Below are 22,586 nucleotides of genomic sequence, written 5' to 3'. Positions count from 1 at the left end.
CTCCTCGCCGGAGACGAACTTCTCCAGGTAGCGCTTCTTCTGCTCTTCGGTGGCGAGCATCTTGATGTACGGCAGGGCGAGCAGCACGTGCACACCGGAACCGCCGAAGGCGACGCCCGCGCGCGCGGTCTCCTCGTAGAGGACGGCCTCGAACTTGTGGGTGTCCAGGCCCGCGCCGCCGAACTCCTCGGGCACGTTGATGCCGAAGACGCCCAGCTCACCGAGCTTGTAGTAGAAGTCGCGGGGCGCCTGGCCCGCCGCGAACCACTCGTCGTACACCGGTACGACCTCGGCCTCGATGAAGGCGCGGATGGTCTCCCGGAACGCCTCGTGGTCCTCGTTGAACACAGTACGGCGCACGCCGCCACCGCCCTTCTTTGCGCCTGAACCGGCGCCGCTCTCGCGTACCTGGTTGCTCGCCGTCTGGGTTCCTTGCGGCCCATGACTAAGCGCTCGCTCACTGCAAACCGTACCGGCGAGTATCCACAGGCGTCCAGAGGATCAGCCCCGTAACGCTCGTCACGCCTCACTGCTCGCGGCGGCGAACGCCCCCCGCGCCATCCGGTGCAGCAGCTCCGACGTGGCCCCGCGCCCGGGCAGTGACCCCGGGCGGCCCAGGTGCGGGGTGGAGTTCAGCAGGCCGAAGACCGAGTGGACGGCCGAGCGGGCCGTCGGTTCGGTGAGCGCTGGGTAGACCTTGCGGACCACGTCCACCCACAGCTCGACGTACTGGCGCTGGAGCTGGCGGACCAGCTTGCGGTCGCTGTCGCGCAGGCGGTCCAGCTCGCGGTCGTGCAGGGTGATCAGGGGGCGGTCGTCGAGCGCGAAGTCGATATGGCCCTCGATGAGGGAGTCCAGGACCTCGCCGGGCCCCCCGCCGTCGGCCTCCGCGAGCCGCCGCTTGGCGCCCGTCAGGAGCTGGCCGCTGATGCCCACCAGCAGCTCCGCCAGCATCGCGTCCTTGCCCGCGAAGTGCCGGTAGAGGCCGGGGCCGCTGATGCCGACGGCGGCGCCTATCTCGTCGACCCCCACTCCATGGAAACCGCGCTCGGCGAAGAGTCGAGCGGCTTCCTTGAGGATCTGCTCGCGACGGGTGGGTGCGTCGGTTCTGGTGGCCATGGAAGCAATTCTAGACAGGGAGGTTAGCGGTCGTTAACCTGAAGGAAATGCGTTAACGCTCATTAACAAGGTGAGGGGACCGCAGGATGCACGAGGCACCCGAGCTGACGAGTGCGGCAGATCCCGCGTCGGAGGCCTGGAAGGCCAATGAGGAGGCGCAGCTCGCGCTCGTGGAGGAGCTGCGCGGCAAGCTCGCCGCCGCCCGTCTCGGCGGTGGCGAGAAGGCGCGCGCCCGGCACACCGCGCGCGGCAAGCTGCTGCCCTGGGACCGGGTGGACACCCTGCTCGACCCGGGCTCGCCCTTCCTGGAGCTGGCGCCCCTCGCGGCCGACGGCATGTACGACGGACAGGCCCCGGCGGCCGGGGTGATCGCCGGGATCGGCCGGGTCAGCGGACGCGAGTGCGTGATCGTCGCCAATGACGCCACCGTCAAGGGCGGGACGTACTACCCGATGACGGTGAAGAAGCATCTGCGGGCCCAGGAAGTGGCCCTGGAGAACCGGCTGCCGTGTCTGTATCTCGTCGACTCCGGCGGCGCCTTCCTGCCCATGCAGGACGAGGTCTTCCCCGACCGTGACCACTTCGGGCGGATCTTCTTCAACCAGGCCCGGATGTCCGGGGCGGGCATCCCGCAGATCGCGGCCGTCCTCGGCTCCTGCACGGCGGGCGGCGCGTACGTCCCCGCGATGAGCGACGAGGCCGTCATCGTCCGCAACCAGGGCACGATCTTCCTCGGCGGGCCCCCGCTGGTGAAGGCCGCCACCGGTGAGGTCGTCACCGCCGAGGAGCTCGGCGGCGGCGAGGTCCACTCGCGGGTGTCGGGCGTGACCGACCATCTCGCGGAGGACGACGCGCACGCCCTGCGGATCGTCCGGAACATCGTGGCCACCCTCCCCGCGCGCGGGCCGCTCCCCTGGCAGGTGCGGCCCGCCACCGAGCCCAAGGTCGACCCCTACGGCCTGTACGGCGCGGTGCCCGCCGACCCCCGCACCCCCTATGACGTACGCGAGATCATCGCGCGCGTGGTCGACGGCTCCCGTTTCTCGGAGTTCAAGTCCGAGTTCGGGCAGACCCTGGTCACCGGCTTCGCCCGGATCCACGGCCACCCGGTCGGCATTGTCGCCAACAACGGCATCCTGTTCTCCGAGTCCGCCCAGAAGGGCGCCCACTTCATCGAGCTGTGCGACCAACGCGGGATCCCGCTGGTGTTCCTGCAGAACATCTCCGGGTTCATGGTCGGCAGGGACTACGAGGCGGGCGGTATCGCCAAGCACGGCGCCAAGATGGTGACGGCGGTCGCCACCACCCGCGTGCCGAAACTGACGGTCGTGGTGGGCGGTTCCTACGGCGCCGGGAACTACTCCATGTGCGGCCGGGCCTACTCGCCCCGCTTCCTGTGGATGTGGCCGGGCGCCAAGATCTCCGTCATGGGCGGCGAGCAGGCCTCCTCGGTCCTCGCCACCGTCAAGCGCGACCAGTTGGAGGCGCGGGGCGAACAGTGGCCGGCCGAGGAGGAAGAGGCCTTCAAGGCGCCGATCCGCGCCCAGTACGAGCGCCAGGGGAACGCCTACTACGCGACGGCCCGCCTCTGGGACGACGGTGTGATCGACCCGCTGGAGACCCGGCAGGTGCTGGGCCTGGCACTGACGGCCTGCGCCAACGCGCCCCTGGGTGACCCCCAGTTCGGCGTCTTCCGGATGTGAGGGGCTTTTACCGATGACCATGTTCGACACAGTCCTCGTGGCCAACCGGGGCGAGATCGCGGTCCGTGTCATCCGCACCCTGCGCACCCTGGGCGTCCGCTCGGTCGCCGTCTTCTCCGACGCCGACGCCGACGCGCGGCACGTCCGCGAGGCCGACACGGCGGTACGGATCGGACCGGCGCCGGCCGCCGAGAGCTATCTGTCCGCGCCCCGGCTGCTGGAGGCCGCGGCACGCACCGGCGCCCAGGCCGTCCACCCGGGGTACGGCTTCCTCGCCGAGAACGCCGACTTCGCGCGCGCGTGCGCCGAGGCGGGCCTGGTCTTCATCGGACCGCCGGCCGAGGCAATCTCCCTGATGGGCGACAAGATCCGCGCCAAGGAGACCGTGAAGGCGGCGGGAGTCCCCGTCGTCCCCGGCGGACGTGACCCCGAACTGGCCGAGGCGGCTCGGGAGCTGGGCGCTCCGGTGCTGCTGAAGCCGAGCGCGGGCGGCGGCGGCAAGGGCATGCGTCTGGTGCGGGACCTGTCCGCGCTGGAGGAGGAGATCGCGGCGGCCAGGCGCGAGGCCGCGGCCTCCTTCGGCGACGACACGCTCCTCGTCGAGCGGTGGATCGACCGGCCCCGGCACATCGAGATCCAGGTACTGGCGGACGGCCATGGCAATGTCGTCCACCTCGGCGAGCGCGAGTGCTCCCTCCAGCGGCGCCACCAGAAGATCATCGAGGAGGCGCCCTCGGTCCTGCTGGACGAGGGCACGCGGGCCGCGATGGGCGAGGCGGCGGTCCAGGCGGCCCGCTCCTGCGGCTACCGGGGCGCGGGCACGGTGGAGTTCATCGTCCCCGGCGGCGACCCCTCCTCGTACTACTTCATGGAGATGAACACCCGCCTCCAGGTGGAACACCCGGTCACCGAGCTCATCACCGGCATAGACCTGGTGGAGTGGCAACTGCGGGTCGCGGCCGGGGAGAAGCTCCCCTTCGCGCAGGACGAGATCCGGTTGAGCGGCCACGCGGTCGAGGCCCGTATCTGCGCGGAGACTGTGTCCATCAAAGAGGGCGCGCGCGGGTTCCTCCCCTCCGGCGGCACCGTGCTGCGCCTGCGCGAGCCCCAGGGCGACGGCGTGCGCACCGACTCCGGGCTCACCGAGGGCACCGAGGTCGGCAGCCTGTACGACCCGATGCTGTCCAAGGTCATCGCGTACGGCCCCGACCGCGCGACGGCGCTGCGCAAACTGAGGGCGGCGCTCGCGGAGACGGTGACGCTGGGGGTGCAGACGAACGCGGGGTTCCTGCGCCGGCTGCTGGCCCATCCGGCGGTGGTGTCCGGGGAGTTGGACACCGGCCTTGTCGAGCGGGAGGTCGACGGGCTGGTGTCGGCGGAGGTGCCCGAGGAGGTGTACGCGGCCGGGGCACTTTTGCGCCAAGTGGCGCTCGCCCCGGCCGACGAGGGTGGCTGGACCGACCCGTTCGCGATGGCGGACGGCTGGCGCCTGGGCGGCGAGCCGGCCTGGACTCCCCACCATCTGCACGTGCCGGGCCACGACCCGGTGACCGTGCGCGTGCGCCGCGCGCGGGACGGGTGGACCGAGCTTCTGCTGCCCGGCAGGGGCGAACCCCTTCGGGGGTCCGGGGGCCTGCCCCCGCGGCCTGATGCCGAGCGGCGGTTCACCTTTCTGCTGGACGGCGTCACCCACACCTTCGCCGCACTGCCGGACGGCACTTGGCTCGGCCGCGACGGCGACGCCTGGCACGTCCGGGACCACGACCCGGTCGCCGCCTCCCTGACCCGCGCCGCCCACTCGGGCGCCGATTCGCTCACCGCGCCCATGCCCGGGACGGTGACGGTCGTGAAGGTCGCCGTCGGGGACGAGGTGAGCGCCGGTCAGAGCCTGCTGGTGGTGGAGGCGATGAAGATGGAGCACGTCATCTCCGCCCCGCACGCCGGCACGGTCGCCGAACTCGATGTCTCGCCCGGCACCACGGTCGCCATGGACCAGGTACTGGCCGTGATCGCGCCGCACGAGGAGGTGGCTCAGTGACCCTGCCCATGACAGTCCCCGAACCCGGTCTCCCCACCCGTGTCCGCATCCACGAGGTCGGCGCCCGGGACGGATTGCAGAACGAGAACGCGACCGTTCCCACAGACGTGAAGGCGGAGTTCGTCCGACGTCTCGCCGACGCGGGCCTCACCACCATCGAGGCCACCAGCTTCGTCCACCCGAAGTGGGTGCCCCAACTCGCCGACGCGGAAGAACTGTTCCCCCGCGTGAGCCACCTCCCGGTGGACCTCCCCGTCCTCGTCCCCAACGAGCGCGGCCTCGACCGTGCCCTGGCCCTCGGAGCCCGTCGCGTCGCCGTCTTCGCCAGCGCCACCGAGTCGTTCGCGAAGGCCAACCTCAACCGCACGGTCGACGACGCGCTGGCGATGTTCGAGCCGGTCGTCGCGCGGGCGAAGGCCGAGGGCGTGCAGGTGCGCGGCTATCTCTCCATGTGCTTCGGCGACCCGTGGGAGGGCCCGGTCCCCGTCCCGCAGGTCGTCAAGGTCTGCCACGCCCTCCTCGACATGGGCTGCGACGAACTGAGCCTGGGCGACACGATCGGCGTGGCCACACCGGGTCACGTACGGGCGCTGCTCACCGAACTCGACGTCCCTGTCGAGAAGCTCGCCGTCCACTTCCACGACACCTACGGCCAGGCCCTCGCCAACACCTACGCCGCCCTCCAGCACGGCGTCACCACCGTCGACGCCTCCGCCGGAGGCCTCGGCGGCTGCCCGTACGCGAAGTCCGCCACCGGGAACCTCGCCACCGAAGACCTCGTGTGGATGCTGCACGGCCTCGGCATCGACACCGGGGTCGACCTCGGCCGTCTGGTCGCCACAAGCGAGTGGATGGCCGGCCGACTGGGCCGCCCCAGCCCGTCCCGCACCGTACGAGCCCTCTCCCACAAGGAGTGACCCCAGATGGACCACAAGCTCTCCCCCGAGCTCGAAGAACTGCGCCGCACGGTGGAGGAGTTCGCACACGACGTCGTGGCGCCCAAGATCGGCGACCTCTACGAGCGTCATGAGTTCCCGTACGAGATCGTGCGCGAGATGGCCCGCATGGGCCTGTTCGGACTGCCGTTCCCCGAGGAGTACGGCGGTATGGGCGGCGACTACCTGGCGCTGGGCATCGCCCTTGAGGAACTGGCCCGGGTGGACTCCTCGGTGGCCATCACCCTGGAGGCGGGTGTCTCACTGGGCGCGATGCCGCTCCATCTGTTCGGCACCGAGGAGCAGAAGCGCGAGTGGCTGCCCCGGCTGTGCTCGGGCGAGATCCTCGGCGCCTTCGGACTGACCGAGCCGGACGGCGGCTCCGACGCGGGCGCGACCCGTACGACGGCCCGGATCGACCCCGAGACCGACGAGTGGGTGATCAACGGCACCAAGTGCTTCATCACCAACTCCGGTACGGACATCACCGGTCTGGTCACCGTCACGGCGGTCACCGACCGGCGGCCCGACGGCAGCCCCCTGATCTCCTCGATCATCGTCCCCTCCGGCACCCCGGGCTTCACGGTGGCCCCGGCGTACTCGAAGGTCGGCTGGAACGCCTCCGACACCCGTGAGCTGTCCTTCGCCGACGTCCGCGTCCCGAGGGCCAACCTCCTCGGCACCGAGGGCCGTGGGTACGCCCAGTTCCTGCGCATCCTCGACGAGGGCCGTATCGCTATCGCGGCGCTGGCGACGGGCCTGGCTCAGGGCTGTGTGGACGAGTCGGTCCGCTATGCCCAGGAGCGCCACGCCTTCGGCCGCCCGATCGGCGCCAACCAGGCCATCCAGTTCAAGCTCGCGGACATGGAGATGCGGGCGCACACGGCCCGGCTGGCCTGGCGGGACGCGGCGAGCCGGCTGGTCGCGGGCGAGCCGTTCAAGAAGGAGGCGGCGATGGCCAAGCTGTACTCCTCCACGATCGCGGTGGACAACGCCCGCGACGCCACCCAGATCCACGGCGGCTACGGCTTCATGAACGAGTACCCGGTGGCCCGCATGTGGCGGGACTCCAAGATCCTGGAGATCGGCGAGGGTACGAGTGAGGTACAACGGATGCTGATCGCAAGGGAGTTGGGGCTCTCCAGCTAGCAAGTCGGCGCGTGACGAAGGGGCGTCCCCTCTTGAACCGCTGAACAACAAGGCGTTCCAGGGCGAGGAGATCTCCGCGATGGAGAAAGAGGCCAGCCCGCCTCGTCGTCGTGGCGATGATCACATTCACCCCACCTCTGGACATGAGCTGAGGTTAGGCTAACCTACCTTCGAATTGCCCGGCGGACGCTCCGCCCTGTTCGAAAGCAGCCACACCATGTCCAACGCCAGCGCCACCCACCTCACCCGCCGTGGCATCCTCGCCGCGGGCGGCGCCCTCGGCCTCGGTGCCGTGCTCGCAGCCTGTGGCGACGACGACGCGAAAAACGGTGGCTCGGACCAGGAGACGACCGCCGCGAAGTCCGGCCCGTGGTCCTTCAAGGACGACCGCGGCACGACCGTGAAGCTCGACAAGGTGCCGACGAACATCGTCGCGTTCACCGGTGTCGCCGCCGCCCTCTACGACTACGGCATCCAGGTCAAGGGCGTCTTCGGCCCGACCACGACCGCGGACGGCAAGCCCGACGTGCAGGCCGGCGACCTCGACGTCACCAAGGTCACCGTGCTCGGCAACGAGTGGGGCAAGCTCAACATCGAGAAGTACGCGGCCCTCTCCCCCGAGGTCCTCATCACCACGACGTTCGACGACGCCGGCACCCTGTGGTCGGTGCCCGTCGAGTCCGCGGACAAGATCGCCAAGCTCGCCCCGAGCGTCGCCGTCTCCGTCTTCGACCGCCAGCTGACCGAGCCGCTCCAGCGCATGTGGGAGCTGGCCGAGTCGCTGGGCGCGGATGTGAAGTCCGACAAGATCGCCGAGTCCAAGAAGAAGTTCGAGACCGCCGCGGCCCGACTGCGCGCCGCCGCCAAGGCCAAGCCCGAGATCAAGGTGCTCGCCGGTTCCGCCGCGGAGTCGATCTTCTACGTCTCCGGCACCAACTTCTCCATCGACCTTGAGTACTTCAAGGCGCTCGGTGTGAACTTCGTCGAGCCGTCGGAGAAGGCGAAGGCGGAGAGCGGCGGCTGGTTCGAGGCGCTCAGCTGGGAGAACGTCGACAAGTACGACGCGGACATCATCCTGATGGACGACCGGTCCTCCACGATTCAGCCCGCCGACATCACTGAGGCGACATGGAAGAAGCTGCCTGCGGTGAAGGCCGGTCAGGTCATCGCGCGTTCGCCTGAGCCGATTCTGTCCTACGACAAGTGCACGCCGCTGCTCGACAATCTGGCCGAGGCGATCGAGAACGCCAAGAAGGTCGCCTGATCACTCGGGTGGCTCGCGCCCCCAGGTAGGACAACTTCCCTCCGTTTCAGGGGTACCCACATGACTACGGCCGTTGCCGTCGCGTTCCGTTTCTTCTCTCTTCAGGTTGTGCGGACTCGACGGCTCGGTCCGTCTTTGGTTCGGGTGACCTTTGGCGGGGAGGAGTTGCGGGACTTCCACTCCGACGGGTGTGACCAGTCGCTGTCGCTCTTCCTGCCGCATCCGGGGCAGGACACCCCCGTCGTGCCGATCGAGCTCGGCGACGGCTGGTGGCAGGGCTGGCGTGAACTGCCCGACGACGTACGGGCCGTGATGCGGTCGTACACCCTGCGTGCGCTGCGGCGGGACCCGGACGAGATCGACATCGACTTTGTGCTGCACGGAGTCGAGCCCGGTGCCGCCGTTCCCGCGGGGCCCGCCTCCCGGTGGGCCTCGACCGCGGCCGCCGGGGATCGCGTGCTGCTCATCGGGCCCGCCGTCGCCGACAACCGGGCCATCCGGTTCCGGCCGCCCGCGGACACCGATCTCGTGGTGATCTGGGGCGACGAGACCGCCGTACCGGCCGTCTCCGCCATCGTCGAGTCGCTGCCTGTCGGCACCCGGGCACGGGTCTGGCTGGAGGTGCGCCACGCCGGGGACATCCAGGACCTGGCGACCGAGGCTGACGCCGAGATCAACTGGCTGGTCCATGAGGACCAGGGCGCCGAGGGGTCCCCCATGGCCCTCGATGCCCTCCGTGCGGCCCGACTCCCTGCCGCCGAGCACCCGTACGTCTGGATCGCGGGCGAGTCGGGGTGTGTGAAGGCGTTGCGCCGGCACTTCGTCGGTGAGCGCGGGATCGACCGGCGCCGGGTCACGTTCGTCGGGTACTGGCGGCGCGGCCTGACGGAGGAAGAGCTGCGCGAGCGGGGCGAGTGACGGGAGGAAGTGACCACCGTCACGGATGAGGTTGGTTTCCTGTGCATGACAGACAGTGAAATTAGGTTAGGCTTACCTAAGTTGATCGACCTTGGTCGTACTCCCGCTCCGCATCGCCTTCGTCCCGCACGGACTTCCCCTCGGAGGACCCCCCATGCGCTCGCACCTGCTCAATGACACGACCGCGGAGCAGTACCGCAGCTCCGTGACCGAAGGAATCGAGCGGGTGGCCGCCAAAATCGCCGCCACCGAACGTCCGTTCACCGGCGTCACGGTCGACGCCCTCGCCCCCACCATCGACGCGATCGACCTCGACAAGCCGCTGCTCGACACCGCGGCCGCCCTCGACGAGCTGGAGGACGTCTACCTCCGCGACGCGATCTACTTCCACCACCCGCGCTACCTCGCGCACCTCAACTGCCCGGTCGTGATCCCGGCGGTGCTCGGCGAGGCGATCCTGTCCGCCGTCAACTCCTCCCTCGACACCTGGGACCAGTCGGCCGGCGGCACCCTGATCGAGCGCAAGCTCATCGACTGGACGACCGCCCGGATCGGCCTCGGCCCCGCCGCCGACGGCGTGTTCACCTCCGGCGGGACTCAGTCCAATTTCCAGGCGCTGCTGCTGGCCCGTGAGGAAGCCAAGACCGACAGTTTCACCAAACTGCGCATCTTCGCCTCCGAGGTCAGCCACTTCAGCGTGAAGAAGTCGGCCAAACTGCTCGGCCTGAGCGCGGATTCGGTCGTCTCCATCCCCGTCGACCACGACAAGCGCATGCAGGCCGTCGCCCTCGCCCACGAGCTGGAGCGCTGCAAGAAGGACGGCCTGGTCCCGATGGCCGTCGTCGCCACCGCCGGCACCACCGACTTCGGCTCCATCGACCCGCTGCCCGAGATCGCCGAGCTGTGCGAGCAGTTCGGCACCTGGATGCACGTCGACGCCGCCTACGGCTGCGGTCTGCTCGCCTCCGTGAGGTACCGGGGCCGGATCGACGGCATCGAGCGCGCCGACTCGGTCACCGTCGACTACCACAAGTCCTTCTTCCAGCCGGTGAGTTCCTCCGCCGTGCTGGTCCGGGACGCGGCCACGCTGCGCCACGCCACCTACCACGCGGAGTACCTCAACCCGCGCCGGATGGTGCAGGAACGCATCCCCAACCAGGTCGACAAGTCCCTCCAGACCACCCGCCGCTTCGACGCGCTGAAGCTGTGGATGACCCTGCGTGTGATGGGCGCCGACGGCATCGGGCAGCTCTTCGACGAGGTCGTCGACCTGGCCGCCGAGGGCTGGCGGCTGCTGGCCGCCGATCCGCGCTTCGACGTCGTGGTCGAGCCGAGCCTGTCCACCCTCGTCTTCCGCTACATCCCGGCCGCGGTGACCGACCCGGCCGAGATCGACCGCGCCAACCTCTACGCCCGCAAGGCCCTGTTCGCCTCCGGTGACGCCGTCGTCGCGGGCACCAAGGTCGGCGGCCGCCACTACCTGAAGTTCACCCTGCTCAACCCCGAGACCACGACGGCCGACATCGCCGCCGTCCTCGATCTGATCGCCAGCCACGCCGAGAAGTACCTGGGAGAGTCCCTTGACCGCGCTTCCTGAGACCACGAACAAGACCTACGACTTCGTGGGCATCGGGCTCGGCCCCTTCAACCTCGGCCTGGCCTGTCTGACCGAACCCATCGACGAACTCGACGGTGTCTTCCTGGAGTCGAAGCCCGACTTCGAGTGGCACGCCGGCATGTTCCTGGACGGCGCCCACCTCCAGACCCCGTTCATGTCGGACCTGGTCACCCTCGCCGACCCGACCTCGCCGTACTCCTTCCTCAACTACCTGAAGGAGAAGGGCCGGCTGTACTCGTTCTACATCCGCGAGAACTTCTACCCGCTGCGGGTCGAGTACGACGACTACTGCCGCTGGGCCGCGAACAAGCTGGGCAGCGTCCGGTTCAGCACGACGGTCACCGAGGTGACGTTCGAGGACGGGCTGTACGTCGTGAGAACCGAGGCCGGCGAGGTCCTCCGCGCCCGTCACCTGGTCCTCGGCACCGGCACCTCCCCGCACTACCCGAAGGCCGTCGAGGGCCTCGGCGGCGACTTCTTCCACAACTCCCGCTATATGCAGCACAAGGCGGAGCTCCAGAAGAAGGAGTCGATCACGATCGTCGGTTCCGGCCAGTCCGCCGCCGAGATCTACTACGACCTCCTCGCCGAGATCGACGTCCACGGCTACCGGCTGAACTGGGTCACCCGCTCCCCGCGCTTCTTTCCGCTGGAGTACACCAAGCTCACGCTGGAGATGACCTCGCCGGAGTACATCGACTACTTCCGCGCGCTGCCGGAGGCGACCCGCTACCGGCTGACCTCCCAGCAGAAGGGCCTGTTCAAGGGCATCGACGGCGATCTCATCAACGAGATCTTCGATCTGCTGTACCAGAAGAACCTCGGCGGCCCGGTGCCCACCCGGCTGCTCACCAACTCCTCGCTGAACAGCGCGCGTCACGAGAACGGCACGTACACGCTCTCCTTCCGCCAGGAGGAGCAGGAGAAGGACTACGAGATCGAGACGCAGGGCCTGGTGCTTGCCACCGGCTACGCCTACGCCGAGCCGGAGTTCCTGAAGCCCGTGAGCGACCGTCTGGTCCGTGACTCCCACGGCAACTTCGACGTCGCCCGCAACTACGCCATCGATGTGACGGGCCGGGGTGTGTTCCTGCAGAACGCCGGTGTCCACACCCACAGCATCACCAGCCCCGACCTGGGGATGGGCCCCTACCGCAACAGCCTCATCATCAGTGAGCTGCTCGGCAGCGAGCACTACCCGGTCGAGAAGACCATCGCGTTCCAGGAGTTCTCCGTATGACCTTCACCTTCCGCCCGCTCGATCCCCTGAAGGACGCCGAGCTGCTGCACGCCTGGGTCACGCACCCCAAGGCCGCCTTCTGGATGATGCAGGACGCGAAACTGGAGGACGTCGAGCGCGCCTACATGGAGATCGCCGCCGACGAGCACCACCACGCGCTGCTGGGTCTCGACGAGAACGGCGTACCCGCCTTCCTCATGGAGAAGTACGACCCCGCCCACCGCGAACTGGTCGGCCTGTACGAGCCTCGGCCCGGTGATATCGGCATGCACTTCCTGACGCCGGCCACGGACACGCCCGTGCACGGCTTCACGCGGTCCGTCATCACCGCCGTGATGGCGCACCTCTTCGAGGACCCGGCGGTCGAGCGGGTCGTCGTCGAGCCGGACGTCTCCAACAAGGCCGTCCACGCGCTGAACGAGGCCGTCGGGTTCGTCCCCGAGCGGGAGATCCGGAAGCCGGAGAAGATGGCGTTGCTGAGCTTCTGCACCCGGGAACAGTTCCTGCTCGCGACGGGGGTGGCCGGATGACCCTCGCCGACTCCGTGGCCCACCTCTCCCCGGAACGCTGGGAGCAGGCCAACCGCCTTCTCATCCGCAAGGCGCTCGCCGAGTTCGCGCACGAGCGGCTGATCACGCCCGAGGTCACCGCCGACGGCGGCTTCGAGGTCCGCAGCGACGACGGTCTGACCCGGTACCGGTTCACCGCCGTCCGCCGCGCCCTCGACCACTGGCAGGTCGACGCCGACTCCATCTCCCGTCGTCGGGACGGCGTCGACCTCCCCCTCGCCGCGCTGGACTTCTTCATCGAGCTGAAGCAGGCGCTGGGCCTGAGCGACGCGATCCTGCCGGTCTATCTGGAGGAGGTCTCCTCCACCCTCTCCGGCACCTGCTACAAGCTCACCAAGCCGCAGCTCCCGGTCGCCGAGCTGGTGCGCTCAGGCTTCCAGGCCATCGAGACCGGTATGACCGAGGGCCACCCCTGCTTCGTCGCCAACAACGGCCGGCTCGGCTTCGGCATCCACGAGTACCTGTCGTACGCCCCCGAGACCGCGAGCCCGATCCGGCTGGTGTGGCTGGCGGCGCACAGGACGCGTGCCGCGTTCACGGCCGGTGTCGGCATCGAGTACGAGTCCTTCGTACGGCAGGAGCTGGGCGAGGAGACCGTCGAGCGCTTCCACGGCGTCCTGCGCGACCAGGGCCTCGACCCCGCCGACTATCTCCTCATCCCCGTCCACCCCTGGCAGTGGTGGAACAAGCTCACGGTCACCTTCGCCGCCGAGGTCGCACGCAAGCACCTGGTGTGCCTGGGCGAGGGCGACGACGAGTATCTGGCCCAGCAGTCCATCCGGACCTTCTTCAACACCTCCGACCCCGAGAAGCACTATGTGAAGACGGCCCTGTCCGTCCTCAACATGGGCTTCATGCGCGGCCTCTCGGCGGCGTACATGGAGGCGACCCCGGCCATCAACGACTGGCTCGCCCAGCTCATCGAGAACGATCCGGTGCTCAAGGAGACGGGCCTGTCGATCATCCGCGAGCGCGCGGCGGTCGGCTACCGGCATCTGGAGTACGAGGCGGCGACGGACCGCTACTCGCCGTACCGCAAGATGCTGGCCGCGCTGTGGCGGGAGAGCCCGGTCTCCTCCCTCCGCGACGGCGAGTCGCTGGCCACCATGGCCTCCCTCGTCCACGTCGACCACGAGGGCGCGTCCTTCGCGGGCGCGCTGATCGAGCAGTCGGGTCTGGAGCCGACCGAGTGGCTGCGGCGGTATCTGACGGCGTACTTCACGCCGCTGCTGCACAGCTTCTACGCCTACGACCTCGTCTTCATGCCGCACGGCGAGAACGTCATCCTGGTCCTGAAGGACGGCGTCGTCCAGCGCGCGATCTACAAGGACATCGCCGAGGAGATCGCGGTCATGGACCCGGACGCGGTGCTGCCGCCGACGGTCGAGCGGCTGCGCGTGGACGTCCCCGAGGACACGAAACTGCTGTCCATCTTCACGGACGTCTTCGACTGCTACTTCCGCTTCCTCGCCGCGAACCTCGCGACGGAGGGCATCCTCACGGAGGACGACTTCTGGCGCACGGTCGCGGAGGTCACGCGCGCGTACCAGGCGTCGGTGCCGGAACTGGCGGACAAGTTCCGGCAGTACGACATGTTCGCCCCCGAGTTCGCCCTGTCCTGCCTCAACCGCCTCCAACTGCGCAACAACCAGCAGATGGTGGACCTGTCCGACCCGGCGGGCGCGCTCCAGCTGATCGGCACGCTGAAGAACCCGATAGCAGGGCTGTAGCGGCCCCTCACAGACGGGCGGGCAGCCCCGGAGTACGGTCCTTCGGGGGTGCCCGTCTTCTTGTGCTCGGGTGGAACAATCCACCCCATGGCGGAAATCATCCAGAAGGACGGCACGTGGGTCTTCGACGGCGACGCGCTGCGACTGACCCCCGGACGGGACAAGAACGTCAGCCTGTTCCGCAAAACGCTGGGTGAACTGGTCGTCCCGCTGGGCGCGTTGGCCGGGATCTCGTTCGAGCAGGGCAAGAAGACCGGGCGGCTCAGGCTGCGCCTGCGCGACGGCGCCGATCCGCTGCTGCACGCCTCCGGCGGCCGCCTCACCGAACCCCACGACCCCTACCAGCTGATCGTCGAACCGGGCCGCTACGGCGTCGCCGAGTACTTCACCGACGAGGTCCGCAACGCCCTCCTGCTGGACCAGGTCCCGGCCGACCCGGTCACCGAGTACCTCCTGCCCGGCCCGGCGGTCCCGCTGTCCGTCTCGGCCGGCGACGGCACCGCGAGCTTCGACGGCGAGCGGATCCGGCTGGAGTGGAACTGGAAGACGGAGGACGCCAAGGCCGCCGCCGGGGCCCGCATAATCACCCTCACCGACATCACCGCCGTCGAATGGCATCCGGCGGCGGGCCTGGAGAACGGCCACCTCCGCTTCACCGTGCGGGGCGCCCCGACCAAGGCCCCGCCCAAGTACGACCCCAACTCCGTGGAGCTGTGGGGCTTCAAGAAGGACCCGCTGATGGCCCTGGTCGCGGCGGCCGTCCAGGCCCGCCTCCCGCACCCCGCGGCGGCCGTGGCGGACGTACGGCAGCCGGAGCCCGGTCCCGACCACGACGCCCCCGCCCTGCCCGCCGCCGAGGACAACCATGACGCGCTGCTGCGCCGACTGCGCGAGCTCGGCGAGCTGCACCGCACGGGCGTCCTGACGGAGGAGGAGTTCGCCCTCGCCAAGCAGGCGATCCTGAAGCGGATGTGAGCTACCCCATAGCAGTTCCACGTCCCCCAACACGCCCCTGCCCGAAATCGGGCAGGATTCTTGCGAAAGAGCCGTCGGTACCCCAGGATCTACCGGGTGCACGACGAACTTGTTGATCATCTGACGCGGTCCACGCCCCTCAACCGGGGCGAGGCGCTGCGCGTGATCCAGGACGTGCTCGCCTACTTCGACGAGACGACCGAGGAATTCGTCCGTCGCCGCCACCGCGAGCTCCAGGCCCAGGGCCTGGTGAACGCGGCGATCTTCGAACGGATCGGGGCGGACCTGAAATACCGGGCGGTGGCACCGCCGGAGCTCACGCTCCGGCAGCTGCGCCGCATCGTCTACGGCTGAGTCGTACGGCCAAGAAACGGAATACCTCTATATGTGTGGAATCGTCGGATACATCGGCAAGCGTGATGTGGCCCCGCTGCTGCTCGAAGGCCTCCAGCGCCTTGAGTACCGCGGCTACGACTCGGCGGGCATCGCCGTCACCTCGCCCAAGACCAGCGGTCTGAAGACGGTCAAGGCCAAGGGCCGGGTCCGTGATCTGGAGGCCAAGGTCCCGGCGCGCTTCAAGGGCACCACCGGTATCGCCCACACCCGCTGGGCCACCCACGGCGCCCCCTCCGACGTCAACGCCCATCCGCACCTGGACGCCGAGGGCAAGGTCGCCGTCGTCCACAACGGCATCATCGACAACGCCGCCGACCTGCGCCGCAAGCTGGAGGCGGACGGCGTCGAGTTCCTCTCCGAGACCGACACCGAGGTCCTCGTCCACCTCATCTCCCGCTCGCACGCGGAGAAGCTGGAGGACAAGGTCCGCGAGACACTCCGGCTCATCGAGGGCACGTACGGCATCGCCGTCCTGCACGCCGACTTCCCGGACCGCATCGTGGTCGCCCGCAACGGCTCCCCGGTCGTCCTCGGCATCGGCGAGAAGGAGATGTTCGTCGCCTCGGACATCGCCGCGCTGGTCACCCACACGCGGCAGATAGTGACTCTCGACGACGGCGAGATGGCCACCCTCAAGGCCGACGACTTCCGCACCTACACGACGGAGGGCACCCGGACGACGTCCGAGCCCACCACGGTCGAGTGGGAGGCCGCCTCCTACGACATGGGCGGCCACGACACCTACATGCACAAGGAGATCCACGAGCAGGCCGACGCCGTGGACCGTGTGCTGCGCGGCCGGATCGACGACCGCTTCTCCACCGTGCACCTCGGCGGCCTCAACCTGGACGCCCGGGAGGCCCGCCGGATCCGCCGTGTGAAGATCCTCGGCTGCGGCACCTCGTACCACGCGGGCATGATCGGCGCCCAGATGATCGAGGAGCTGGCCCGTATCCCCGCGGACGCCGAGCCGGCCTCGGAGTTCCGCTACCGCAACGCGGTGGTGGACCCCGACACCCTGTACATCGCGGTCTCGCAGTCCGGTGAGACGTACGACGTGCTGGCGGCCGTCCAGGAGCTCAAGCGCAAGGGCGCGCGGGTGCTGGGCATCGTCAACGTCGTCGGCTCGGCCATCGCCCGCGAGGCGGACGGCGGCATCTACGTGCACGCGGGCCCCGAGGTCTGCGTGGTCTCCACGAAGTGCTTCACCAACACGACGGTCGCCTTCGCCCTGCTCGCCCTGCACCTCGGCCGCACCCGTGACCTCTCGGTCCGCGACGGCAAGCGGATCATCGAGGGCCTGCGCAAGCTCCCCGCCCAGATCGCCGAGATCATGGAGCGGGAGGCCGAGATCGAGAAGCTGGCCAAGGCGTACGCCGACGCCCGCTCGATGCTCTTCATCGGCCGCGTCCGCGGCTACCCGGTGGCCCGCGAGGCCTCCCTGAAGCTCAAGGAGGTCTCCTACATCCACGCGGAGGCCTACCCCGCCTCCGAGCTCAAGCACGGCCCCCTGGCCCTGATCGAGCCGGCCCTCCCCACGGTGGCGATCGTCCCCGACGACGACCTCCTGGAGAAGAACCGCGCGGCCATGGAGGAGATCAAGGCCCGCAGCGGCAGGATCCTGGCGGTGGCCCACCAGCCCCAGGAGAAGGCCGACGAGACGATCCTGGTCCCGAAGAACGAGGACGAACTCGATCCGATCCTGATGGGCATCCCCCTCCAACTCCTGGCGTACCACACGGCCTTGGCCCTGGGCCGGGACATCGACAAGCCGAGGAACCTGGCAAAGTCGGTAACGGTGGAGTAGGAGCGTAGGAACGCCCCTTCAGGGGCGCGGGGCTGACAAGCCCCCACAGCCCGCAGCGGCCAAGAACACGGAACGGCCCCCCGCGTGATGCCACCAATTCACGCGGGGGGCCGTCCAGATCGCCGGGGAGCCGCCCACCCCCCGGCCTGCGCAGCTAGCCGGTGGCCGTCACGCCCCGGCCGGCAGCACGCCGCGGTACCGAAGTAGGCCAGTGAGCCAACGCCGCAGTCGCCGCGTACCAGGCAACCGCCCCCGCTCCGACGGCGAACCAGCCACCGACCTTCGCCAGCCCGTCGTTCTCGGCGAACATCGAGATGGACAGCAGAAGCAGCGACACGAAGAACAACCCGTAGGCGCCCTGGCCGAGTTGATCCCCGCCGGCGAGGGTCAACGACAGCGCCACCAGGGCGAACAGCAGCAGGAACAGACCGGCCGCGTTGGCAGAGACCTGCGCGTCGGCGGAGACGGCCCATGTGAACCACAGCGCACCGAGCGCCGCGAAGGCCGTACCAGAGGCGTTGTCGCGGTCACGGAAGGCCATGAGACCGGCGACGAAGAGGGCAACTCCACCCACGTACTGGGCGATTGATACGGCGTCAGCGGCCGACACACCGTCGATCACTTCGGTGTAGCCGAGTCCGAAGGCCAACAGGGTGATACCGAGGGCGAGTCGGCCGACCACGGTAGTGATTCCGCTTCCCGCAGAGACGTCGTTGTCCACGGCGGGCTCCCTTCATCCATGTGCAGTTGTGCGGTGAGCGATATATGCCCTTCACAAACGCACAAACACCTCTACGCGCCAGTAGATTTACGCGTTGAGGAAAGGAGCCAGACCGCACCAACGGCACATCTCACCTGGGACAACGGCGAGTTACGGAATGACAACGACGGGCCGCTGCGCCCGCTTGGCGAGCCGCCCCGCGACGGACCCGAAGATCCGCCCCACGATGCCGTGCGTGGAACCCACGACGATCGCGTCCGCTTCGTACTCGCGGCCCACCTCTTCGAGTTCATGGCAGATGTCACCGCCGCGCTCGACGAGGATCCACGGCACCTCGGCCAGATAGTCCGCGCAGGCGAGCTCCAGGCCCAGCACCTCGGTGCGGTGATCCGGGACGTCCACGAAGACGGGCGGCTCGCAGCCGGCCCACACCGTTGTGGGCAGCCGGTTGGCGACATGCACGATGATCAGGCCGGAGCCGGAGCGATGGGCCATGCCGACGGCGTAGGCGAGGGCACGCTCACTGGAGGTGGAGCCGTCGAAGCCGACCACGACGCCGTGCTTGAAGGCGGGGTCGCAGGAATGACGTGGCTCTTCCGCCGCCAGGGGCTCGGCCGCCGTGGGGTCGGCGACGGGCCGCTTGCGGTCCGCGGGTTCGAAGAATTCGTGACCGGCCATGGCTGTCTCGGCGTCGTGATCCTTGTGTGGGTGGGACGACAGTGTGTGGTCGGAGCTGTGTCCGGGAATCATCTTCCCAACCCCATACCCCCAAGGGTACGGCGGCACGCCTCCTTAGCCCAGATCCCGCGCTGTGCTCCGCGGGGGTTCCAGGGAGCATGCACGAGGGTGCGCCCGTAACGCAATGGTTGCTGCGTTGTACAGGCGGTTTGCACAGGAAGCCCTTACCGCCGACGCGCCGCCCCCTCCCTGGCGGCACAGTGACCGACCGCTCGAACATGCGTTGATCCCCGTGAGCCACCGACACCGGGAGCACGCATTGTCCGGACCGCAGCACCAGGACAGCACCACCGATGTGGTCCGCTGGGCGGCCTTCTCCTGCGTCCTCGTCCCCGTCGTCCTCCTCTGGTACGGCACCTCGCTGGCCGGCGCCACCGGCACCGCCCTGGGTCTGGCCGCCGTCACCGCCGTGTGCCGGGTCCTGCTGCGCCGGTCCGAGCGCGGGGCGGCCCGTTTGCTCGCCGAGGAACACGCCTCGCACGCCCCCCGTGGAGGGCGCCGTCTCCGCGGCGGAACGGGCTCTTACCGAGGCGGACGTCACTCCGGGAGAACTACACCGGGCGGCTGACCGGTTTCCATGCCCTGAAGCGCTTCTTTTCAGCCAACTTCTGGCGACGGCGCATCCCTTGCCCTGACCACCCCCCAACCCCCGTTCGACCTGCACGAAAAGGGTCTCGGGGGTGCCGCGCACCCTACGTGGATTGGCCACTGCGACGAGGCGCACTTCCCTGCACGGCCCGTGAGTGCAACGCTTCGTGATCGAATGCTTCACGCCAAGTTGCCAAGTCGACAATGTGCCGAGTGGCGAACCGGCCACTCCGGCGCGACGCGACACAGTAGATTCGATCTTGACTGTCTACGGCGGGGGACTCGTGCAGGACCGAGGGGAAACGTGCAGGAGCGACACAACCGAGGAGCCGCGACCACCGAGGGGGGCTTAGCAGTATGAGCCACGACTCCACTGCCGCGCCGGAAGCCGCGGCCCGGAAACTCTCCGGGCGACGCCGCAAGGAGATCGTCGCGGTGCTGCTGTTCAGCGGCGGCCCCATCTTCGAGAGTTCCATACCGCTGTCGGTGTTCGGCATCGATCGCCAGGACGCCGGTGTACCGCGCTACCGACTGCTGGTCTGCGCCGGCGAAGAGGGCCCGCTGCGGACCACAGGAGGCCTGGAACTCAGCGCACCACATGGCCTGGAGGCGATCTCGCGGGCGGGCACGGTCGTCGTGCCGGCCTGGCGCTCGATCACCTCGCCACCGCCGGAGGAGGCGCTCGACGCACTGCGCCGGGCGCACGACGAGGGCGCCCGCATCGTCGGGCTGTGCACCGGCGCCTTCGTCCTCGCGGCGGCGGGCCTGCTGGACGGCCGCCCCGCGACCACCCACTGGATGTACGCACCGACGCTGGCCAAGCGCTATCCGTCGGTGCACGTGGATCCCAGAGAGCTGTTCGTCGACGACGGAGACGTACTGACCTCCGCCGGTACGGCGGCCGGAATCGATCTCTGTCTCCACATCGTGCGGACGGACCACGGCAACGAGGCGGCCGGCGCGCTGGCTCGCCGCCTGGTCGTCCCCCCGCGCCGGACGGGAGGCCAGGAACGCTACCTGGACCGCTCTTTACCGGAGGAGATCGGCGCCGACCCGCTCGCCGAGGTCGTCGCCTGGGCGCTGGAGCACCTCCACGAGCAGTTCGACGTGGAGACGCTGGCCGCGCGGGCGTACATGTCTCGCCGTACCTTCGACCGCCGCTTCCGCTCGCTGACGGGTTCGGCCCCGCTTCAGTGGCTGATCACCCAGCGGGTGCTGCAGGCGCAGCGCCTGCTGGAGACGTCGGACTACTCGGTGGACGAGGTCGCGGGCCGCTGCGGCTTCCGCTCGCCGGTGGCGCTGCGCGGCCACTTCCGCCGCCAGCTGGGGTCCTCTCCGGCGGCGTACCGGGCGGCGTACCGTGCCCGCCGCCCCCAGGCCGACCGGGCGTCGGCCGAGGCCGACACCGCCCCAGGACCGACGCCCACGCTCCACCCGGAGCCCGGCCCGGTCCCGCTCCAGGCCCGCCGCACACCCGCGACGAGCTCGGTGGGCCAGGCCCTGGCGACGGCGTCCGCGGACAACGGCCGGGAGGCGTACGTACCGCGGGCGACCCTGCCGGGTCAGCGCAGCGGGACCTGAGCCGACGCAGCGGACCGAGCGCCGGACGGGCACACCAGCCCGTCCGGCGCTCGCGTGCGCGCCTTCGACGGGGCCCCGAGCTGACACGGGGCGACACAAAAGCAGACGTCAGCTTTAGGGTGGTCGCATGAACGATCGCATGGTGTGGATCGACTGCGAGATGACCGGCCTCTCGCTGTCCGACGACGCGCTCATCGAGGTGGCCGCCCTCGTCACCGACTCCGAGCTGAACATCCTCGGCGACGGTGTGGACGTCGTCATCCGGCCGCCGGAATCGGCACTGGAGACGATGCCGGAAGTGGTGCGTCAGATGCACACCGCGTCCGGGCTCCTCGACGAGCTCGCCAACGGCACGACGCTGGCGGACGCCGAGGCCCAGGTCCTGGCGTATGTACGCGAACACGTCAAGGAACCCGGCAAGGCCCCTCTGTGCGGCAACTCCGTCGGCACCGACCGCGGATTCCTGCTGCGGGACATGCCGGCCCTGGAGGACTACCTCCACTACCGGATCGTGGACGTCTCCAGCATCAAGGAGCTCGCCCGCCGCTGGTACCCGCGCGCGTACTTCAACAGCCCGGAGAAGAACGGCAACCACCGCGCCCTCGCCGACATCCGTGAGTCCATCGCGGAACTGCGCTACTACCGCGAGGCCGTCTTCGTCCCCCAGCCGGGACCGGACTCCGAGACCGCCAAGGCCATCGCCGCGAAGTACGTTCTGCCTGCTCAGTAACGCCGGGAGGGGCCCGGACCAGGGCCCCCGCAAAAGCCGGGCGCGAGCACCCCTTCGGACCCTGTACACTTTTTCTCGGCCGGTCGGTGAACCACCAAGGAAACCGCCGGTCATGGTGGGTGTAGCTCAGCTGGTAGAGCACCTGGTTGTGGTCCAGGATGCCGCGGGTTCGAGTCCCGTCACTCACCCTGAGTGATCAGCCGGTGACCTTGTATCGAGGTCACCGGCTGATCGCGTTACGGCACTCCCGCATACGCTCCCGGTCATGACCGAGCCACTGCGCACCCCGCGCCTCGACCTCGTCCCGCTGCGCGTCGAGCACGCCGGGGAGATGGCCGCCGTACTGTCCGACCCGGCGCTGCACACCTTCATCGGCGGCTCCCCCGCCACCCCCGAGGCCCTGCGCGCCCGTTACGAGCGGCTCGTCGCCGGTTCCCCGGATCCGGAGGTCTCCTGGTGCAACTGGGTGCTGCGGCTGCGGGCCGAGGGGTGTCTGGTGGGGACCGTCCAGGCGACCGTCGCCGCCGGGGACGCGGAGATCGCCTGGGTCGTCGGGACCCCGTGGCAAGGACGCGGGCTGGCCTCGGAGGCGGCGCGTGCGCTCGTCGAGCGGCTCGCCGGGGAGGCGGGCATGACGACGATCACCGCCCATATCCACCCCGCCCACGCGGCCTCCGCGGGCGTCGCGCGGGCCGTCGGGCTCGCCCCCACCGACGCATGGCAGGACGGCGAGGTGCGCTGGCGGCTCCGTCCGTAGGCCTTTGACA

The 22,586-nt window shown here is 69.3% G+C and carries 21 protein-coding genes and 1 tRNA gene; 18 read left to right on the top strand and 4 right to left on the bottom strand.

Annotation, left to right across the window (positions count from 1 at the left end; all coding sequences use genetic code 11):
* Positions 1-360, bottom strand: a 360-nt coding sequence (locus H4N64_RS41270; RefSeq protein ID WP_186287771.1) for an acyl-CoA dehydrogenase family protein, incomplete at its 3' end; no start/stop codon positions are given.
* 159 nt (positions 361-519) lie between these two features.
* Entirely contained in the window at positions 520-1,119 is a 600-nt protein-coding gene (locus H4N64_RS41265) for an SACE_7040 family transcriptional regulator (RefSeq protein ID WP_186287770.1), read from the bottom strand.
* Between the two features lie 86 nt (positions 1,120-1,205).
* Between H4N64_RS41265 and H4N64_RS41260 the strand changes: the two genes are divergently transcribed.
* From H4N64_RS41260 to glmS, 13 genes are all read left to right on the top strand, one after another.
* Positions 1,206-2,822, top strand: coding sequence for a carboxyl transferase domain-containing protein (locus H4N64_RS41260; RefSeq protein WP_186287769.1), 1,617 nt, complete (start codon positions 1,206-1,208; stop codon positions 2,820-2,822).
* Between the two features lie 19 nt (positions 2,823-2,841).
* Positions 2,842-4,860, top strand: coding sequence for an acetyl/propionyl/methylcrotonyl-CoA carboxylase subunit alpha (locus H4N64_RS41255; RefSeq protein ID WP_186287772.1), 2,019 nt, complete (start codon positions 2,842-2,844; stop codon positions 4,858-4,860).
* Positions 4,857-5,777: a hydroxymethylglutaryl-CoA lyase gene (locus H4N64_RS41250; protein ID WP_186287768.1), complete on the top strand. Its 921-nt coding sequence runs from the start codon at positions 4,857-4,859 to the stop codon at positions 5,775-5,777. The genes H4N64_RS41255 and H4N64_RS41250 overlap by 4 nt, the downstream gene beginning before the upstream one ends.
* A 6-nt stretch (positions 5,778-5,783) precedes the next feature.
* Positions 5,784-6,944, top strand: coding sequence for an acyl-CoA dehydrogenase family protein (locus tag H4N64_RS41245; protein WP_186287767.1), 1,161 nt, complete (start codon positions 5,784-5,786; stop codon positions 6,942-6,944).
* 217 nt (positions 6,945-7,161) lie between these two features.
* Complete coding sequence (locus tag H4N64_RS41240; RefSeq protein WP_186287766.1) at positions 7,162-8,208, top strand: ABC transporter substrate-binding protein; 1,047 nt, start codon at positions 7,162-7,164, stop codon at positions 8,206-8,208.
* Positions 8,209-8,268: 60 nt separating this feature from the next.
* A complete protein-coding gene (locus H4N64_RS41235) occupies positions 8,269-9,126 on the top strand; it encodes a siderophore-interacting protein (RefSeq protein WP_186287765.1) in 858 nt (285 codons plus the stop codon).
* Between the two features lie 154 nt (positions 9,127-9,280).
* Positions 9,281-10,723: a lysine decarboxylase DesA gene (gene desA / locus H4N64_RS41230; RefSeq protein ID WP_186287764.1), complete on the top strand. Its 1,443-nt coding sequence runs from the start codon at positions 9,281-9,283 to the stop codon at positions 10,721-10,723.
* Positions 10,707-11,984, top strand: a complete 1,278-nt coding sequence (locus H4N64_RS41225) for a lysine N(6)-hydroxylase/L-ornithine N(5)-oxygenase family protein (RefSeq protein ID WP_186287763.1) — start codon at positions 10,707-10,709, stop codon at positions 11,982-11,984. The genes desA and H4N64_RS41225 overlap by 17 nt, the downstream gene beginning before the upstream one ends.
* Positions 11,981-12,514 carry a GNAT family N-acetyltransferase gene (locus tag H4N64_RS41220; protein WP_186287762.1) on the top strand — a complete coding sequence of 178 codons (534 nt, stop codon included), beginning with the start codon at positions 11,981-11,983 and terminating at the stop codon, positions 12,512-12,514. Before H4N64_RS41225 ends, H4N64_RS41220 begins: the two co-directional genes overlap by 4 nt.
* Entirely contained in the window at positions 12,511-14,283 is a 1,773-nt protein-coding gene (locus H4N64_RS41215; protein ID WP_186287761.1) for an IucA/IucC family protein, read from the top strand. The genes H4N64_RS41220 and H4N64_RS41215 overlap by 4 nt, the downstream gene beginning before the upstream one ends.
* 87 nt (positions 14,284-14,370) lie before the next feature.
* On the top strand, positions 14,371-15,258 hold the full coding sequence (locus tag H4N64_RS41210; protein WP_186287760.1) for a DUF4429 domain-containing protein: 888 nt from the start codon (positions 14,371-14,373) through the stop codon (positions 15,256-15,258).
* 96 nt (positions 15,259-15,354) lie between these two features.
* Positions 15,355-15,612, top strand: coding sequence for a hypothetical protein (locus H4N64_RS41205; protein ID WP_186287759.1), 258 nt, complete (start codon positions 15,355-15,357; stop codon positions 15,610-15,612).
* A 31-nt stretch (positions 15,613-15,643) separates the two neighbouring features.
* Positions 15,644-17,461 carry a glutamine--fructose-6-phosphate transaminase (isomerizing) gene (gene glmS / locus H4N64_RS41200; RefSeq protein WP_186287758.1) on the top strand — a complete coding sequence of 606 codons (1,818 nt, stop codon included), beginning with the start codon at positions 15,644-15,646 and terminating at the stop codon, positions 17,459-17,461.
* A 154-nt stretch (positions 17,462-17,615) separates the two neighbouring features.
* Here glmS and H4N64_RS41195 read toward each other — a convergent pair whose 3' ends face one another.
* Both H4N64_RS41195 and H4N64_RS41190 read right to left on the bottom strand, forming a co-directional pair.
* The gene (locus H4N64_RS41195) at positions 17,616-18,182 is read right to left on the bottom strand and encodes a GPR1/FUN34/YaaH family transporter (RefSeq protein WP_186287757.1); all 567 of its coding nucleotides are present in this window, start codon (positions 18,180-18,182) and stop codon (positions 17,616-17,618) included.
* A 150-nt stretch (positions 18,183-18,332) separates the two neighbouring features.
* Complete coding sequence (locus tag H4N64_RS41190) at positions 18,333-18,860, bottom strand: universal stress protein (protein ID WP_186287756.1); 528 nt, start codon at positions 18,858-18,860, stop codon at positions 18,333-18,335.
* Between the two features lie 319 nt (positions 18,861-19,179).
* On the opposite strand from H4N64_RS41190, the gene H4N64_RS41185 reads away from it, so the two are divergent.
* The 5 genes from H4N64_RS41185 (at position 19,180) to H4N64_RS41165 (ending at position 22,576) form a co-directional block, all read left to right on the top strand.
* Positions 19,180-19,488 (top strand): hypothetical protein, encoded by a 309-nt coding sequence (locus H4N64_RS41185; protein WP_186287755.1) that lies wholly within the window; start codon positions 19,180-19,182, stop codon positions 19,486-19,488.
* Positions 19,489-19,865: 377 nt separating this feature from the next.
* A complete protein-coding gene (locus H4N64_RS41180) occupies positions 19,866-21,089 on the top strand; it encodes a helix-turn-helix domain-containing protein (RefSeq protein ID WP_186287754.1) in 1,224 nt (407 codons plus the stop codon).
* Positions 21,090-21,216: 127 nt separating this feature from the next.
* A complete protein-coding gene (orn, locus tag H4N64_RS41175) occupies positions 21,217-21,819 on the top strand; it encodes an oligoribonuclease (RefSeq protein ID WP_186287753.1) in 603 nt (200 codons plus the stop codon).
* A 115-nt stretch (positions 21,820-21,934) separates the two neighbouring features.
* Positions 21,935-22,007: transfer RNA gene (locus H4N64_RS41170), tRNA-His, on the top strand.
* A gap of 77 nt (positions 22,008-22,084) precedes the next feature.
* Entirely contained in the window at positions 22,085-22,576 is a 492-nt protein-coding gene (locus tag H4N64_RS41165; protein ID WP_186287752.1) for a GNAT family N-acetyltransferase, read from the top strand.
* Positions 22,577-22,586 lie beyond the last annotated feature (10 nt).

It is taken from the genome of Streptomyces cupreus (genome assembly GCF_014257025.1).
In the GTDB taxonomy this organism is placed as follows: Bacteria; Actinomycetota; Actinomycetes; order Streptomycetales; family Streptomycetaceae; genus Streptomyces; species Streptomyces cupreus.
The sequence above is the reverse complement of the archived record's forward strand: the minus strand, read 5'-3'. Positions and strand labels throughout refer to the sequence as shown.

What these genes read in the sequence shown, in the direction of transcription:
- H4N64_RS41255 (WP_186287772.1), top strand. Translation starts at nt 2,842, where the DNA reads ATGTTCGACACAGTCCTCGTGGCCAACCGGGGCGAGATCGCGGTCCGT.
- H4N64_RS41260 (WP_186287769.1), top strand. Translation starts at nt 1,206, where the DNA reads ATGCACGAGGCACCCGAGCTGACGAGTGCGGCAGATCCCGCGTCGGAG.
- H4N64_RS41240 (WP_186287766.1), top strand. Translation starts at nt 7,162, where the DNA reads ATGTCCAACGCCAGCGCCACCCACCTCACCCGCCGTGGCATCCTCGCC.
- H4N64_RS41180 (WP_186287754.1), top strand. Translation starts at nt 19,866, where the DNA reads ATGAGCCACGACTCCACTGCCGCGCCGGAAGCCGCGGCCCGGAAACTC.
- H4N64_RS41245 (WP_186287767.1), top strand. Translation starts at nt 5,784, where the DNA reads ATGGACCACAAGCTCTCCCCCGAGCTCGAAGAACTGCGCCGCACGGTG.
- glmS (WP_186287758.1), top strand. Translation starts at nt 15,644, where the DNA reads ATGTGTGGAATCGTCGGATACATCGGCAAGCGTGATGTGGCCCCGCTG.
- H4N64_RS41190 (WP_186287756.1), bottom strand. Translation starts at nt 18,860, where the DNA reads ATGGCCGGTCACGAATTCTTCGAACCCGCGGACCGCAAGCGGCCCGTC.
- H4N64_RS41235 (WP_186287765.1), top strand. Translation starts at nt 8,269, where the DNA reads ATGACTACGGCCGTTGCCGTCGCGTTCCGTTTCTTCTCTCTTCAGGTT.
- H4N64_RS41265 (WP_186287770.1), bottom strand. Translation starts at nt 1,119, where the DNA reads ATGGCCACCAGAACCGACGCACCCACCCGTCGCGAGCAGATCCTCAAG.
- H4N64_RS41220 (WP_186287762.1), top strand. Translation starts at nt 11,981, where the DNA reads ATGACCTTCACCTTCCGCCCGCTCGATCCCCTGAAGGACGCCGAGCTG.
- desA (WP_186287764.1), top strand. Translation starts at nt 9,281, where the DNA reads ATGCGCTCGCACCTGCTCAATGACACGACCGCGGAGCAGTACCGCAGC.
- H4N64_RS41165 (WP_186287752.1), top strand. Translation starts at nt 22,085, where the DNA reads ATGACCGAGCCACTGCGCACCCCGCGCCTCGACCTCGTCCCGCTGCGC.
- orn (WP_186287753.1), top strand. Translation starts at nt 21,217, where the DNA reads ATGAACGATCGCATGGTGTGGATCGACTGCGAGATGACCGGCCTCTCG.
- H4N64_RS41215 (WP_186287761.1), top strand. Translation starts at nt 12,511, where the DNA reads ATGACCCTCGCCGACTCCGTGGCCCACCTCTCCCCGGAACGCTGGGAG.
- H4N64_RS41210 (WP_186287760.1), top strand. Translation starts at nt 14,371, where the DNA reads ATGGCGGAAATCATCCAGAAGGACGGCACGTGGGTCTTCGACGGCGAC.